At 53.3% G+C, this 13,824-nt stretch carries 15 protein-coding genes and 2 tRNA genes; 10 read left to right on the forward strand and 7 right to left on the reverse strand.

Annotation, left to right across the window (positions count from 1 at the left end):
- Positions 1-9: 9 nt before the first annotated feature.
- From ABD997_RS06050 to ABD997_RS06080, 7 genes are all read left to right on the forward strand, one after another.
- Complete coding sequence (locus ABD997_RS06050; RefSeq protein WP_345316114.1) at positions 10-1,338, forward strand: TadA family conjugal transfer-associated ATPase; 1,329 nt, start codon at positions 10-12, stop codon at positions 1,336-1,338.
- Between the two features lie 10 nt (positions 1,339-1,348).
- On the forward strand, positions 1,349-2,323 hold the full coding sequence (locus ABD997_RS06055) for a type II secretion system F family protein (RefSeq protein ID WP_345316115.1): 975 nt from the start codon (positions 1,349-1,351) through the stop codon (positions 2,321-2,323).
- A 2-nt stretch (positions 2,324-2,325) separates the two neighbouring features.
- On the forward strand, positions 2,326-3,291 hold the full coding sequence (locus ABD997_RS06060; RefSeq protein WP_345316116.1) for a type II secretion system F family protein: 966 nt from the start codon (positions 2,326-2,328) through the stop codon (positions 3,289-3,291).
- 13 nt (positions 3,292-3,304) lie between these two features.
- On the forward strand, positions 3,305-4,345 hold the full coding sequence (locus ABD997_RS06065; RefSeq protein WP_345316117.1) for a tetratricopeptide repeat protein: 1,041 nt from the start codon (positions 3,305-3,307) through the stop codon (positions 4,343-4,345).
- Between the two features lie 101 nt (positions 4,346-4,446).
- A complete protein-coding gene (nadA, locus tag ABD997_RS06070) occupies positions 4,447-5,511 on the forward strand; it encodes a quinolinate synthase NadA (protein ID WP_345316118.1) in 1,065 nt (354 codons plus the stop codon).
- Positions 5,512-5,789: 278 nt separating this feature from the next.
- Positions 5,790-5,877: transfer RNA gene (locus ABD997_RS06075), tRNA-Ser, on the forward strand.
- A 77-nt stretch (positions 5,878-5,954) separates the two neighbouring features.
- Positions 5,955-6,042: transfer RNA gene (locus ABD997_RS06080), tRNA-Ser, on the forward strand.
- Between the two features lie 179 nt (positions 6,043-6,221).
- Here the strand turns inward: ABD997_RS06080 and ABD997_RS06085 are convergent.
- From ABD997_RS06085 to ABD997_RS06110, 6 genes are all read right to left on the reverse strand, one after another.
- Positions 6,222-6,557 carry a hypothetical protein gene (locus ABD997_RS06085; protein ID WP_345316119.1) on the reverse strand — a complete coding sequence of 112 codons (336 nt, stop codon included), beginning with the start codon at positions 6,555-6,557 and terminating at the stop codon, positions 6,222-6,224.
- A gap of 114 nt (positions 6,558-6,671) precedes the next feature.
- On the reverse strand, positions 6,672-6,887 hold the full coding sequence (locus tag ABD997_RS06090) for a TIGR02450 family Trp-rich protein (protein ID WP_345316120.1): 216 nt from the start codon (positions 6,885-6,887) through the stop codon (positions 6,672-6,674).
- The gene (locus ABD997_RS06095) at positions 6,884-7,393 is read right to left on the reverse strand and encodes a DUF2878 domain-containing protein (protein WP_345316121.1); all 510 of its coding nucleotides are present in this window, start codon (positions 7,391-7,393) and stop codon (positions 6,884-6,886) included. Before ABD997_RS06095 ends, ABD997_RS06090 begins: the two co-directional genes overlap by 4 nt.
- A complete protein-coding gene (locus ABD997_RS06100) occupies positions 7,390-7,833 on the reverse strand; it encodes a nuclear transport factor 2 family protein (protein WP_345316122.1) in 444 nt (147 codons plus the stop codon). The genes ABD997_RS06095 and ABD997_RS06100 overlap by 4 nt, the downstream gene beginning before the upstream one ends.
- Complete coding sequence (locus ABD997_RS06105) at positions 7,823-9,157, reverse strand: cryptochrome/photolyase family protein (RefSeq protein ID WP_345316123.1); 1,335 nt, start codon at positions 9,155-9,157, stop codon at positions 7,823-7,825. The genes ABD997_RS06100 and ABD997_RS06105 overlap by 11 nt, the downstream gene beginning before the upstream one ends.
- Before the next feature lie 8 nt (positions 9,158-9,165).
- On the reverse strand, positions 9,166-10,110 hold the full coding sequence (locus ABD997_RS06110; protein ID WP_345316124.1) for a YbgA family protein: 945 nt from the start codon (positions 10,108-10,110) through the stop codon (positions 9,166-9,168).
- Positions 10,111-10,219: 109 nt separating this feature from the next.
- Here ABD997_RS06110 and ABD997_RS06115 point away from each other — a divergent pair, with 109 nt between their 5' ends.
- The 3 genes from ABD997_RS06115 to ABD997_RS06125 are packed head-to-tail and all read left to right on the forward strand — an operon-like array spanning position 10,220 to position 13,067.
- Positions 10,220-10,729, forward strand: a complete 510-nt coding sequence (locus ABD997_RS06115) for a putative 4-hydroxy-4-methyl-2-oxoglutarate aldolase (protein ID WP_345316125.1) — start codon at positions 10,220-10,222, stop codon at positions 10,727-10,729.
- Positions 10,726-12,525 (forward strand): AsmA family protein, encoded by a 1,800-nt coding sequence (locus tag ABD997_RS06120; protein WP_345316126.1) that lies wholly within the window; start codon positions 10,726-10,728, stop codon positions 12,523-12,525. Before ABD997_RS06115 ends, ABD997_RS06120 begins: the two co-directional genes overlap by 4 nt.
- Positions 12,525-13,067, forward strand: a complete 543-nt coding sequence (locus ABD997_RS06125) for a BsuPI-related putative proteinase inhibitor (protein ID WP_345316127.1) — start codon at positions 12,525-12,527, stop codon at positions 13,065-13,067. The genes ABD997_RS06120 and ABD997_RS06125 overlap by 1 nt, the downstream gene beginning before the upstream one ends.
- Positions 13,068-13,103: 36 nt before the next feature.
- Here ABD997_RS06125 and ABD997_RS06130 read toward each other — a convergent pair whose 3' ends face one another.
- Positions 13,104-13,808 (reverse strand): YIP1 family protein, encoded by a 705-nt coding sequence (locus ABD997_RS06130; protein WP_345316128.1) that lies wholly within the window; start codon positions 13,806-13,808, stop codon positions 13,104-13,106.
- Between the last annotated feature and the right edge of the window lie 16 nt (positions 13,809-13,824).

Raw genomic sequence — 13,824 nt, forward strand, 5'->3', positions numbered from 1 at the left:
GTCAACGGTATGGGACAGCAAGCGCAACAGGACATGACTCTGCATCAACAGTTGCTTTCGCCTCAGGAGGAGGAGGTAAAGCAGGATCTTTACGAACGTCTCTTGAAGATGCTTGATGTCTCAAAACTTGAGGTGATAGAGGAGCAAGAAGCTCGTCAACAGATTACCCGGCTCTGCAATCAGATCCTAAGTGAAAACCCAAGACCACTCAGTTTGGTCTCCCGAGATAAGATCATTAAGCAGATCAATGACGAAGTCCTTGGGCTAGGGCCATTGGAGCCTCTCCTAGCGGACAGTACGATTTCGGACATTTTGATCAACAGCTCAAGCAGTATCTTTGTGGAGCGCTTCGGTAAGCTGGAGTCTGTTCCAATGCGCTTCCACGATGACCGTCATTTGATGAATATCATCGATAAGATTGTCTCCAGCGTTGGTCGTCGCGTCGACGAGTCCAGCCCGATGGTGGATGCTCGACTTCAGGATGGCTCTCGGGTCAACGCGATTATCCCTCCTCTGGCACTTGATGGGCCCAGTATGTCGATTCGCCGTTTTACTGTGGACAAGTTAACGGCCGAGCAGTTAATCGACTACAACGCCATGACTCAGGAGATGTATCAACTGCTCAAAGCCATCGTACAGGGCAAGTTGAATGTCTTGATATCGGGGGGAACGGGTAGTGGGAAGACGACGATGCTAAATGTGTTGTCCGGCTATATTCCCTCCTACGAGCGGATTATCACTATTGAGGACTCCGCTGAGCTGCAATTGCAGCAGCCGCATGTGGTGCGTCTGGAGTCTCGTCCTGCCAACCTGGAAGGTCGCGGGGAGGTTAATCAGCGGGATCTGGTAAAAAATAGCCTTCGTATGCGCCCTGATCGTATCGTTATCGGCGAGGTCCGGGGTGCTGAAGCGTTAGATATGTTAACGGCAATGAACACGGGGCATGAAGGCTCCCTGACCACTCTGCACGCCAACACTTGTCGGGATGCGCTTAGCCGGCTGGAAAATATGGTTTGTATGGCCGGCTTTGACATGCCCGTAAAGAATATTCGAACTCAGATCGCTGCCGCTATCAATGTCGTTGTGCAGTTGGAGCGGCAGGAGGATGGGAAACGTCGCGTTGTCAGTATTTCAGAGATAACCGGCATGGAAGGCGAAGTGATTACCCTCTCGGATATTTTTGTTTTTCGTCGTCGTGGTCGGGACCAGGATGGGAATATTATTGGGGACTTCCAGGCGACCGGGGTGATCCCACGTTTCTTCGACGAACTGGTCAGCAAAGGGGTCAACATTTCTCACGATTTGTTTGGCTCTGGCCATAGCTTCGAAATTATTTGAAGGAGGGATCATGAGCATCGAGTTGACTTTTTTACTCTGCGTATTCATCGCGGTGATTTTACTGTCTCAAGCTCTTTTTATTCCAGTTTATCGTCCAAAAAGGGGCGATACCAGGGTGGTAAGGGAAAGGTTAAGTCGTCTTGCGCAGGAGTCCGGCCAGGCAAAGGCATCCGTATCTATTGCGCTGGAAAACCGTCTTAAGAAAGCATCTTCACTTGGTCGAATACTCGAAAAGAATCCGTTCATTAATGATCTTTCCTTTAAATTGCAGCAGTCAGGATCCAACCTGTTAGGCTATCAGTTTCTGTTTGTTGCTCTGTTTTGCGCATTAGTGCTTTCGCTGGCCGTGTGGGTTTGGCGTAATGAGTGGTCACTTGCGGTTGCGACAGCTTTGATGACTATTTTTCTTTTTAACGTGAAGTTGAACAAGGACTTTAATAAGCGGATGGAGAAGATTGAGGAGCAGTTTCCAGAGGCGTTGGACATTCTTCGCCGAGGGATTCAAGCCGGATACGCCTTTCCTGATGCGATAAAGTTGACCTATGAGGAGATGGACGGCCCCATCGCATACGAGTTCAAGTTGATGTTTGCCGAGATCAATTTTGGCAAAGATACTCGCCGCGCATTGCTGCACTTTATCGAGCGAGTTCCGTCGATATCGGCTATGGCTTTTTCTACCGCAGTTCAAGTACAAAAAGAGACTGGCGGAAACTTGGCAGAGAACATTGAAAACTTATCAAAAATTATTCGAAAGCGATTCCGTTTCCAACGTCAGGTTAAAACCTTTTCTGCCCAGGGTCGGATGTCGGCCTGGGTTCTAGTCTGTGTGCCCTTGGCACTCTTTGGCTATCTATACCTGTCCAGCCCCAGTTATGCCAAGGAACTAACAGATACGGAGACTGGTAACACATTGCTGACTATCGCGGGGGTCGGAATGCTGATTGGCATCTACTGGATTTCCCGCCTGATTAAGATCGAGGTGTGATCATGGATTATATTCTCGGTGTCATCAACGAGGTTTTAAACGATCGTCAACTTTCGACCTATCTTTTCTACGCCATTGCCGCCGCAGCAGGTGTGATGCTGGCACTGGCAATGAGCCTGCTTTTCTCTGGACTCTATTCTCCGGCACGAAGCCGGCTCAAAGGGTTAAAGGTCGGCGCGCTTGCGTCGGCTGGAAGTGGCGGCTTTGAGGATGCGCTGGAGCATGATAGCAAGGTTCGCGAGGGCCTTTTGAAGCACTTGAGCTTTGATAGCTCCGGAGGTCGGAAACGCCTGATTCACGCGGGTTTCCATTCAAATAACGCGCTTGCAATCTACAATGGCTTAAGGCTGTTGTTTCTTCTGGTGATGTCAATTGTCAGCATTTTTGCAACACAGTTGATGGTTGATCTTTCCACCGGTATGCAAATCTATATCATCGTGATGTTGATGGGTTTGGCACTGTTAGCCCCGAGTTTTGTTTTGGATCGATTTGCTGCCAGTAGAATGCGTAAAATCAGAAATGGGTTCCCTGATGCATTGGATCTTTTAGTGGTATGTTGTGAGTCTGGTCAGGGTTTGCTGGCTGCTTTGCAGAGGGTAAGCGTTGAACTTAGGGTCAGCCATAAGGAACTTGCCGAGGAGTTGCTTCTCGTTTGTCAAAAGAACCGGGCAGGTATCGATCTGGCGACTGGTTTGCACGAATTCTCAGAACGTACAGGTCTTGCGGATATTCGTGGCCTAAATGGTGCGATTACTCAAAGTCTGCGGTTGGGAACCGGGATTGCAGAGACTCTTAGAGTTTATGCGGAGGAGTACCGGGAAAAACGCTTGCAGGCGGCAGAAGAGCTGGCTGCAAAGCTTGGAGTTAAAATTATCTTTCCGATGTTGACCTGTATTTGGCCCTCTTTCTTTATCGTTGCAGTGGGGCCTGCCATCATCAAAGTTATGGAAGTGTGGGACAAAATTTGAACAGGGAAGCATTATGAATGATCTCAATGATCGGATGCTAAACACGTGGTCAGCGGCCTTGCTGATTTTGGCACTGTCAGGTTGCCAATCGGTTCCGCCGGCATCGGTTGGACCAAACTTAGCTCAGCTCGAACAAAAGGCGGTGAGTGCTCAGCGCATGGGGCAATACAGTACCTCCCTCAAGGCTTATCTTGAGCTATTGGACGCGCAGCCGGATAACACCGAGTACTTGTATCAGATCGGGCAGATCCAGGCCCAACTTGGAAAAAATGATCATGCTATAAAGGCGTTTCAAGATGTATTAACCGCTGAACCAGAGCACATGCGATCACTGACGGCCCTGGCGTTAGTGCATATGGAGTATGGTGATACCGCTCAAGCCCGCACCTATTTGGATAAGGCTATTCGACTTGATCAACTGCGTCTGAACGAGTCGGACAGTAGCATTCAGGGTCAAGTAACATCAGAGGGCGCTCAGCTTTGGTTTGATCTTGATGCGCAGTCGCCTCTTCAGGCCTATTTGGCACTCGGGATCCTTAAAGACCTTGGTGTCGACTACGCTGGTGCTCAATCCCTCTACCGATTGGTGCTCGTCCAGCAGCCCAGTCATATCAAGGCACTGAATAATATCGGCTACTCCTATTACCTGGCGGGTGATTTCCCTCGAGCCGAAGTCTACCTCCGTCGCGCCACACAGCGGGATCCGGAGTTTTTACGGGCATGGACCAATCTGGGGTTGGTGTATGTGCGTCAGGGCGATACAGAAAGGGCATTTCAGGCCTTTCGTAAGGTGATGCCCGAAGCGGACGCGTATAACGATATTGGTTATTTTGTCATGCTAGAGGGGCAGTTAGACGAGGCCGAGCGCTTGTTTTCTAAAGCAATTGATGCATCGCCCATCTACTTTTCGACGGCTCAGGATAACTTACGCAGTGTGCAGCGTTTACAACTTGAGACCCGTGTGGTTAGCGGCCAGGATGTACGAGAAGCCGTTTACAAAGCCCGTTCTCGATCCGGTGGTTTTTCCCAGACTCGACCCTTACCCGGACATTGATCTTGTCTAAGGCGGTGGTTAGTCGCCGCCACTCTCTGGTTAACCTTGGGCCCCGCTTTTCGTATAATGGCGGCAACACAGTTGCGAGGTTTAACCCAGAGATGTTAGAAGCTCCCGTCGTTGACGATTTGCACTTTCCCTTTCCACCCAAGCCTAAGCCACTTACGGATAAAGAAAAAGAAGCGTGTAAGGCTCGTATAAAGCAACTTCTCATAGAGAAGGATGCGGTGCTGGTGGCGCACTATTACACGGACCCCGAGATCCAAGCTCTCGCCGAAGAGACCGGTGGATGTGTTGCGGACTCATTGGAGATGGCGCGGTTTGGGAATGATCACCCTGCAAGCACCCTGCTCGTGGCGGGCGTTCGTTTTATGGGAGAAACCGCGAAGACCCTGACCCCAGAAAAGACGGTGCTAATGCCAACACTGGAAGCCACCTGCTCGCTGGATCTCGGCTGTCCCGCCGATCAGTTTACGGCCTTCTGCGACGCCCATCCCGATCATACTGTGGTGGTTTACGCCAATACCTCCGCTGCCGTGAAGGCCCGAGCAGACTGGGTAGTGACATCAAGCATTGCGTTGGAGATCGTCGAGCACCTCGACAGTGAGGGCCACAAGATCCTATGGGGGCCAGATCGCCACCTGGGTAGCTACATTGCCAAACAAACCGGTGCCGAGATGTTGATGTGGCAAGGGGCCTGTGTTGTACATGATGAGTTTAAGTCCAAAGCGTTGCTGGAACTGAAAGCTCAGCATCCCGATGCTGCAGTGTTGGTGCACCCTGAGTCTCCCCAGGCCGTGGTGGAGATCGCCGATGCCGTGGGTTCTACATCGCAGCTGATCAAAGCCAGTCAGGAGATGGATGCACAAAAGTTCATCGTGGCGACGGATAAAGGGATTTTCTACAAGATGGCTCAGCTATCGCCAGAAAAAACCTTTATCGAAGCACCGACCGGAGGAAATGGTGCAACCTGTCGGAGCTGCGCTCACTGCCCCTGGATGGCGATGAATGGCTTGAGCGCCATTGAGTCGGCCCTTAAGGCGGAGGATAAAGGTGCTCATGAAGTGTTTGTAAGTGAAGAGTTGGCACAGAAGGCCATGGTACCGCTGAATCGGATGTTGGATTTCGCCGCAGAACTGAAACTTAAGGTTCAGGGTAACGCTTGATTCTTACCTATAACCACAGCGCCGCTGATGCGGCGCTTTTTTGATCTTCCGGATTGGAGTGTTGCAGTTGTTCCCTAGGTCATTACATCTGGCATTCTACTCTCTGTGCAGAAAAAATCTTCACTCGACGGTAAAGCTGGAAAAAAACGTTGACGAGGCCCAGTACGCCCACTAATATGCGCAACCCGAAGCGGAACGCAACTCATCGAAATATCTGTGCTAAACGTACGATGACAAATATTCCGATGTGAAGAGGAAGTTTTCGCTTTTGAATTATTGGTCAGGTGTCCGAGTGGCTGAAGGAGCACGCCTGGAAAGTGTGTATACGGCAACGTATCGAGAGTTCGAATCTCTCCCTGACCGCCATATTTATCTGAGAATCTCAGAGCTCATGCCACAGAGTCAAACCGTGGTCGTGAAACCAACACGATAAAATAACTATAGGTCAGGTGTCCGAGTGGCTGAAGGAGCACGCCTGGAAAGTGTGTATACGGCAACGTATCGAGAGTTCGAATCTCTCCCTGACCGCCACATTGAAAAGCCCGCCATCTCGGTGGGCTTTTTGCTTTTCTTTATTTGGTGTTCACTTAGCTGCTCGGCCATATAGATCTGAAAACTCTATATTTTGTCGTTGATCTGGTTGAGGAATTTTCCTGAGGCCGACCCTATTTAGTTTCAGGGCCAAGTTTTCAACCTTGACGAGCATGTAATCACTTATGATTTTTCTTGCTGTCGTCGATTTTGGCCATAGTGCTAACCAACTCCTGGTAACTCATGCCGAGATCTTTAGCCAAGTTAATTAGCTTTGCGCGATAGGTTTGGACCCGCTCTACTTTTTCGGCCTGTTCCTTTCGCTCATTGATCATCTCTATGACCACTTGACTAAAGGTCTCCAACTGTTTCGTCGACCAGTCGAGCTGCTCAAGATAGCCTCTCATCTGCCGCGGGGAGCGCGTTGAGGTGCTGAGCTCATTAACCCGATTTTTCTCTTGCTCAAGTTCGACCAGTGCGGATCGGAATGCATTTTCTAGTTGTGGATTACTCATAAATCCTAATCGGTTTGGTAATAGTTGCCTACCATCCATGCACCTTATGTCGACAGCTTCCTTGCTGCCAACATCCCATCATATACGAAAAAGGGTTAAAAGTAGTTAGCTTTATTATTGCCAACCAAATCGCCAGCGGTTGGAATCCTCCAACTCATGCCAGTCGATATCGTAAAGGTGGCGGTTGTTTTGGCCCTGTATCGTGACGCTCAACAGCTCGCCGTCGAGGTTGTGATTGAGATTGGTCACCAGAAAATGGGTTTCGTCATGAAAGGCGGTGGTGGAAGTCCATTTCGAACGCAGTAGGTTCTTTTCACTGAACACATTCATGTTTTCACCTCCATCTTTGTCGAACGCTGCTTTTGTAAGAAGCGGATGACTCCAGGAAACAGGAGGATCCACCCCACTCCTATGATAAGGGTCCCGACGAGAGGACTGGGTGTCAGTTGAACGGCACCGAACCAACTCCCCAAATAGTAACCTATTGCCCCACAACTGCCACAGATAAGGGACAAGCTGAGTGAGGACTTGGGTAGTCTGTTTAGTAACACCGTGGTAAATATGGAGAATTGAGTCCAAAGAATAATTAGGAAAGCGGGAATAGGAAGTAATGTCTCCGCATCAAAAGTCAGTATCTCTCCAAGGGCGAGCAGAAGATCCAATCCAACGCCGGCAGCGAAAAGGATAGGCCAAATGCGGTGCTGGCCAGGGGTGAGCAGCATCAGCATGAGAGCAGTAATGACCAATTGCCAGCCAAGCCACTGTCCGGCGCCAAACACCGCCAAAAACCATCCGATATCAAACAGGGTCAGTTGGCTGATCAGCCGCCATTTCATGGCGCCAGTCCTTTCTTAATGCGTCGGTTAACCGCGCCGATAAGCGGTAGGTGTTCATACAGCATGGCGCCCAAATCGAAATAGTCGCGGTGGTAGAAAATACCCCCGTCTCCGTGCCTGAGTTCGCTGATCCCATCAACGGTGATGAGCCTGCCGCCCGCTAACTTAGGGTGACGGAACTGCATCTGCCAGGTCTGACAGAGCTGTTCCGGACTCTCGATGACACAGTGTCCAAGATCAAAGTGAACTTCCTGTGCATTTTGATAGATGGCTGCGAGGTGCGTTTTGAACGCCGCTAACCCATGAAGAGTCACGGACGGATCTCTGAACTCCAGCTCCGGGTGGTAGATATCACTTAGCCCCGCCAAACTGTCGCTGTTCAGCCTGTTCCAGACAAGCGCAAACTGGTTCAGCCAATGTGGCGTCGGGTTAACTGACATCGCGTAACTCCTTTATCTTCTCGTTAAAGCTCTTACTCTGCAGAGCGTGATCTACGATGGGATCTCGTGAGGTGGTGTTCTTTGGTAAAAACGCATCGCGATAGCGCCGATCCGAGTCGAAGCGCTCGGCCTGACGACTTGGGCTGAAGTGCCGGTAGTAGGGGGCCGCATCCGCCCCACAACCTGCGGCCCACTGCCAACCACCATTGTTGGAAGGGAAGTCACCGTCCAGAAGATAATACATGAAGTGGCGCTCTCCCAACCGCCAGTCTAGGTGGAGATCCTTGACCAGGAAGCTGGCACACAGCATGCGCAGCCTGTTATGCATCCAGCCGGTTTGCAATAGCTGCTTCATACCGGCATCGACCATCTCGAAGCCGGTTTCGCCCTGCTGCCAGCGTTGGAAGCGCTCATTGTGCACTTCCCATTCAGGTTCTTTCTCCGGGTACATCGCACTGTCTTTGGAGAGTGACGGGAAGTGATACATGAGGTAGCGATAAAACTCTCTCCAAAGCAGCTCGTTTAACCAGGTAGACGCGCCCTCACCATCGCACTCCTGTTGCTGGAGCGCGGCGAACACCGTTCTTACCGAGAGCACACCGACAGCGAGATAGGGGGAAAGGTAGGAGGTACCCTCGTCTGCTGGCACATTGCGAGCCTCATGATAACTATCTACTTTCTCGTCTAAAAACGCCTTCAGACGCATTTGGGCCTCGGCTTCGCCCGGGATCAGGTGCCCCGGGTAATCCGGTTCCTGTTCCCATTCATCACAGCCTGAGTCGCCATCCGAGCTGGGCTGATCGAGTTTGCTGAACGTCAATGGTGCAGGTGTGTGGTCCGAGAGATACTCCCTGGCCTTACGGGAAAAAGGCGTAAAGACCCGGTAGGGGGTACCCGTTGTTGTCTCTATCGCGTCAAAGTCCAGCAGGTTAGTTTCGGCGAACCGATGCAGTTTCAGACCCTTCTCATTGAGGCAGTTAGCGACCCCTGTATCTCGACGCTCCTCGTTAAAGCCGGGTTCGGCATTACAGAATACCTGGTCAACAAGGTGATCCTCACACCAAGACAGCAGCGCGTTGGGAATGGCATCAAAATCGTCAACCTGGAGAATATCCAGTGCCACGCCGGACTCAGCGAGCCGTTGTTTCAACGACTCGAGGTTCGCTCGGATCCAGCCCAGCTTGTTTGGGCCGAGGCCATGACGCCGCCACTGTCCAGGCGTAGCAAAGTAGATCCCCCTGATGGGCTGGCCCACTTCGCAGGCACCGTCGAGAGCGGGATTGTCCTCCAGGCGAAGATCACTGCGAAACCAAACTGCCTTCATGGGTCGTCTCACAGGTAGCAGCGCAACGCGAGCGCTTCAGGGTGGGGCTGAAGATAACTCTGCGACTGTACGTAGGGTTTCGGAAAACGCACCAACAGGTGACGAAGGACCGATAATGGCGCCATCAAAGGCACTTTGCCCTGCCGGTAATCGAGAATGGTCTGGTGCAATTGTTGACGCTCGCCAGTGGTGATGTCTCGTTTGAAGTAGCCCTGCAGGTGCTGCAACACGTTGGTGTGACCACGTCGGCTGGCGGGTCGAGCTAACGCTGCCATCATCATTTTGCCGTATTCGTTCAACCGCTCGTCGAGTGAAGACTGACCTGAGGATGCGACCAAACGCCCGAGCTGCCGGTACAGATTCTGATGGTGAGAGAGCAGCAGCATTTTATGTTTGCGGTGGAAGTTCAGCAGTCGTCCCTGGGTTGGATCAGCCTGCAACTGTTGGAACTCTTGATAGATCAACACCCGAGTGACAAAGTTTTCCCTTAGGCGAGCGTCGTTCAAGCGCCCGTCCTCTTCCACCGGCAGCAGTGGATAGCGCTTCATCAGTGCATCGGTAAACAGGCCCCGGCCGTTGCGTTCGGCACCCGTAGCATCGGCGTTAAACACCTTCACCCGCTCCATCCCGCAGCTGGGGGACTTCGCGCACACGATATAGCCGGACAAGTTGTCGAGAGAGGGAAGGACGCGCTCGCTGAACGATTGCATCGCCTCGGTGTGATCCACGCCATTTTTGTCATCGACCAGTCGAATTCCGATCTCGGTTTGCCGGAGACGAATGGTGGGTCGCGGGGTACTTAGCCCGGCACCGACCTCTGGGCAGATAGGGCGAAACTCCACCCACTCCCTCAACTGACCGTCGACAAAGGCAGATCGTTTATGCCCGCCGTCGTATCGGACAGGCTGGCCGAGATTACAGGCACTGATACCAACAATCGGTTTCTTTTCCATTTTTCCTACCCCATACCCAGTTATTCCCCTGTTACGAAAAGGGTTACCTGTTTGGATCACTCCCGTTAAGATGAAAGATATGAATATGGATGAGATTTAGGGAAGCGGGATGCGCGATCTTTTGCCTGAACTTTGTGACAGTTATGGTGCGGAATTGACACTGTTGCCTAGCAAGTTTTCGAGCTTTGGCGGCAAGGCGATCTTTTGGGGCCAGGTGGAAACCGTTCGCTGTCCCGAGGATAACGGGCTGGTTCGGCAGATCCTGTCTGAGCCGGGAAAAGGAAGAGTTCTGCTCATCGATGGTGGAGGCGGCTCCCGTCGCGCTTTATTGGGAGACCAGCTGGCCGAGTTGGCGCTGCAAAACGGATGGAGCGGGATCCTGGTCTACGGTTATGTCAGGGACGTCATGACCTTGTCGAATTTACCTCTGGGAGTCCAGGCTCTGGGGGCAATGCCGTTAAAGACGGACAAGCGTGGTCTTGGAGAGCGCTCGGTCGAGGTTGAAATCGAGGGACGCAGGATCCAACCGGGTGATTACCTCTACGCCGATCCAAACGGTATCGCCATCAGTGCCGCGCTCTTAGTCTTACCCGAAGGTTTTAAGGAGCTCAACGCATGAGTGTTTTTAAGGGGATAGGTCTTTTCCTTGCTGCTGTGATAATCGCAGCAGTCGGGTATTTTGCTCTGGTGTTCGATCTGAACGGCTTCAAGCAGCCGATTGAGCAGAAAGTGTCTGCTCTGTTCGGGCGGGAGCTCAAAATCGGAGGTGAGATCGGTTGGTCGCTCTATCCGAGCATTGGTCTTCAGCTGTCGCAGGTGGAGCTGGCGAACCTGCCACAGGAGACACTTCCGCCACTGCTTCAGGTCGATAAAGTTGCCGTCGGTGTTGCCCTGATGCCATTGCTCAGTCGCCGTCTCGAGGTGGAGCAGGTGATGATCGACAAGGCCCAACTCCATATCGTTACCCTGGCGGATGGGCGAACCAGCTTCACTGGCCTGGGGCAACAGGGTCAGGGTGAGGCGCCCACCGCGTCGACCGAGCCTGCCAAGGGCAAGCCGGAGTGGCGTCTTGGTGAGCTCGCGCTGACCGATTTGACCATCATTAACGATAATCGACAGCAGGGGGCTAAGAGCACCCTGCATCTGGACTCGTTCACGTTAACGGATTTTGAACCGGGTCGAGCGTCGCCGCTGAACCTCAAACTTGCTGTCGATGATGGCCAGCAGCGCGTTGAGACCCGTGCAGACGCGATGCTTACCCTGGCACCCACGTTGGATCGTGTGCAGCTTGATGGCTGGCAGCAAGCGATCACCATTCAGGGACCCGCTCTGCCTGTTTCGCCCATGGAGGTCGATCTCAGCCTCGACGCGGACCTTGATACCGCAGCGGCCAATTTTGCTCTGCGGCAGTTTCAACTGAGCTGGCAAGAGTTCGATTTCGCCGGCACCGGCTCTCTCTCGCTGTCCGGTCCTGTGCCCCTGGTCAAACTCAAGGGGCAGGGCAACCGGCTCGATCTGTCCCCCTTTATGTCTGAGAACGGCACCGGTGGGGCCGCACAGGGCAAGGGCGAAACCAAGGGCGAACCGGATCTTAGCGCCATGAGCCAGGTGGATGTGGAACTCGATGTTGGCCTGGCGAGTCTCAACGTGCCGCCGGTTGATGTGACGGATGCGCGGTTGGCATTGACGCTGAAACGGGGTGTTTTGAAAGTGACCAATATGACCGGGCGGGCTTTTGATGGCAGTTTTTCTGCGACGGCGGCTTTGGACAGCGGAAACAACAGTTACCAGTTCAAGAACCAGATCCAGGGCTTGGCGCTGCTGTCCCTGTTGCAGGCAGTGGCGGATACTGGCCTGCTGTCAGGCACCGGCGCCCTGACTCTGAGTGGCCACGGGAAAGGGTTGAACCCCGATACGCTGTTGCGCAATCTGACCGTTGACGGCGCGCTTGAGGTTGCGGATGGTGCCCTTAACGGGATCAACGTGGCCCAGATGATCCGGTCTGGCCAGGCGAGGCTCAGTGGTGCGCCCGTCGAAGAGAAGCAGACCTTGAAAACCGATTTCGCCGCCTTATCCATGGCTCTGTCAATGAAAGAGGGGGTGTTTGCCACTCGTGAAATCGCCCTGGCGTCGCCCCTGTTGCGGATCCATGGTGATGGTAGCGTTGATGTAGCAAGACAGGCAATGAACTACGACATGGTTGTTTCCTTGGTGGGGAGCCTGGAAGGTCAGGGTGGTGGGGGCATTGATGAACTGAAAGATGTGCCTATTCCATTGAAAATTGGTGGTTCTTTGACGAAACCGGAGTACAGTCTGGACCTGGAAAGCCTGGCCGAAGAGAAACTGAAGCAAGAAGGCAAGAAACTGGAAGACAAGCTCAAAGATAAGCTGTTTAAAAAATTGGGAGAGATGTAATGAGGTATCAGGTTATCGCCGTCGCGTTGGGACTGGCGTTGAGTGGGTGTAGCCAGGGCGTGGCTCTGGCACCGTCCGAGGCCACCGGAAGCGTGGTACCGGCTCCCCAGGCGCAACCCCAGGTTGTGGGCTCCCGGCCCGAACCGACACGAGAGATGGCCCAACCGGAGAGCAGTGTATTGCAGGCAACCTTAGTGACATCCCACGCCTGGACCCGAGATGTCGGGGCCGAGATAACCCTGGAGTTGGAGAACCTCAGTGACAGCCCGGTGAGTTACACGGCCGCGTCGGGCATGTTGGCGGACTTTTGGCTTGAGAGTTTGGGTAGAGTCGTTTGGCGTTACTCTAACGACATGGCCTTTACCCAGGCGCTCGCGCCGTTTGAGATGGCGGCGAACGGGCAGCGCTCCATGACGGTGCGGGTCAGCGCGAGAACCCTGTCAGACCTGGAGCCCGGCGTCTACCAATTAAATGCAGCGCTGAACCTCCATCCCCGCAGTGATGCGCCCCAGGTTCGCCCAATCTCAGTCATTCTCAAGTAGGCGTGTCAGCCAGCTTCGCCAGCCTGGCCGTGTCGGTCAGGCCAGCAGAGTCTGGATTAGAAGCAGGGCAAGCCAGGGTAACAGGACGATCACCACGGTGGTCGTCCTGTTCAGTTTGGTCCAGGTTCGGATCGCCCAGTAAGCCAGGAGCAGGCTCCAGGCCAACAGCAGGCTGATGGACTCAGCGAGGGCGTAGCCGGTCGCCTCCATCGGCAGGTTCAATAGGCGGTTCAACGCCAGGGGCGACAGTAGGCTGGGCTCAATCTCTCCCGATGCGGCCAGGATCATCAGGGTACTGACCAGCACGCTGACCAGCATCGGCAACTGCAGCCACCAGCATAGCCCGTACCAGTCGCTAAACCCCTCCAGATTCTCCTCATCCAACCGGGTCATCCTGCTCAGGTAGAGCGCCACCAGGGCATTGATCACCACCATGCCAAGAAGAGAGGTAATCAGGGTAACCGCGGCCCACTGGTTCGCGCTGAACATGGCAAGGAGGCTCTCCCTGTCCGCCGGAGCCAGTGCACCCAGCGAGGGTGCCAGCACGGTGTGACGGTACCAGTCGAAGTCGACTCTAAGGAGATAGAGCCACTGTACCCCCGCGGTCCCCAAAGTGAGCAGTAAGAAAGGCCACCAGGACCAGCCTTTGGCGGATTTCAAGGCACGAAAAACGCATTTAGGGTGGAACCAGATCTGCTGTAGTGCCTGGTAGGGGCTGCGGGGCAGGGAGGAGGGGGTCATCGGCTATCCAGACTAA

Origin of the sequence: Ferrimonas gelatinilytica, assembly GCF_039544205.1 — a bacterium.
In the GTDB taxonomy this organism is placed as follows: domain Bacteria; phylum Pseudomonadota; class Gammaproteobacteria; order Enterobacterales; family Shewanellaceae; genus Ferrimonas; species Ferrimonas gelatinilytica.

Bases quoted from the DNA above. Each gene is read 5' to 3' on its own strand.
- ABD997_RS06050 (WP_345316114.1), top strand. From the start codon at position 10: ATGGGACAGCAAGCGCAACAGGACATGACTCTGCATCAACAGTTGCTT.
- ABD997_RS06055 (WP_345316115.1), top strand. From the start codon at position 1,349: ATGAGCATCGAGTTGACTTTTTTACTCTGCGTATTCATCGCGGTGATT.
- ABD997_RS06060 (WP_345316116.1), top strand. From the start codon at position 2,326: ATGGATTATATTCTCGGTGTCATCAACGAGGTTTTAAACGATCGTCAA.
- ABD997_RS06065 (WP_345316117.1), top strand. From the start codon at position 3,305: ATGAATGATCTCAATGATCGGATGCTAAACACGTGGTCAGCGGCCTTG.
- nadA (WP_345316118.1), top strand. From the start codon at position 4,447: ATGTTAGAAGCTCCCGTCGTTGACGATTTGCACTTTCCCTTTCCACCC.
- ABD997_RS06085 (WP_345316119.1), bottom strand. From the start codon at position 6,557: ATGAGTAATCCACAACTAGAAAATGCATTCCGATCCGCACTGGTCGAA.
- ABD997_RS06090 (WP_345316120.1), bottom strand. From the start codon at position 6,887: ATGAATGTGTTCAGTGAAAAGAACCTACTGCGTTCGAAATGGACTTCC.
- ABD997_RS06095 (WP_345316121.1), bottom strand. From the start codon at position 7,393: ATGAAATGGCGGCTGATCAGCCAACTGACCCTGTTTGATATCGGATGG.
- ABD997_RS06100 (WP_345316122.1), bottom strand. From the start codon at position 7,833: ATGTCAGTTAACCCGACGCCACATTGGCTGAACCAGTTTGCGCTTGTC.
- ABD997_RS06105 (WP_345316123.1), bottom strand. From the start codon at position 9,157: ATGAAGGCAGTTTGGTTTCGCAGTGATCTTCGCCTGGAGGACAATCCC.
- ABD997_RS06110 (WP_345316124.1), bottom strand. From the start codon at position 10,110: ATGGAAAAGAAACCGATTGTTGGTATCAGTGCCTGTAATCTCGGCCAG.
- ABD997_RS06115 (WP_345316125.1), top strand. From the start codon at position 10,220: ATGCGCGATCTTTTGCCTGAACTTTGTGACAGTTATGGTGCGGAATTG.
- ABD997_RS06120 (WP_345316126.1), top strand. From the start codon at position 10,726: ATGAGTGTTTTTAAGGGGATAGGTCTTTTCCTTGCTGCTGTGATAATC.
- ABD997_RS06125 (WP_345316127.1), top strand. From the start codon at position 12,525: ATGAGGTATCAGGTTATCGCCGTCGCGTTGGGACTGGCGTTGAGTGGG.
- ABD997_RS06130 (WP_345316128.1), bottom strand. From the start codon at position 13,808: ATGACCCCCTCCTCCCTGCCCCGCAGCCCCTACCAGGCACTACAGCAG.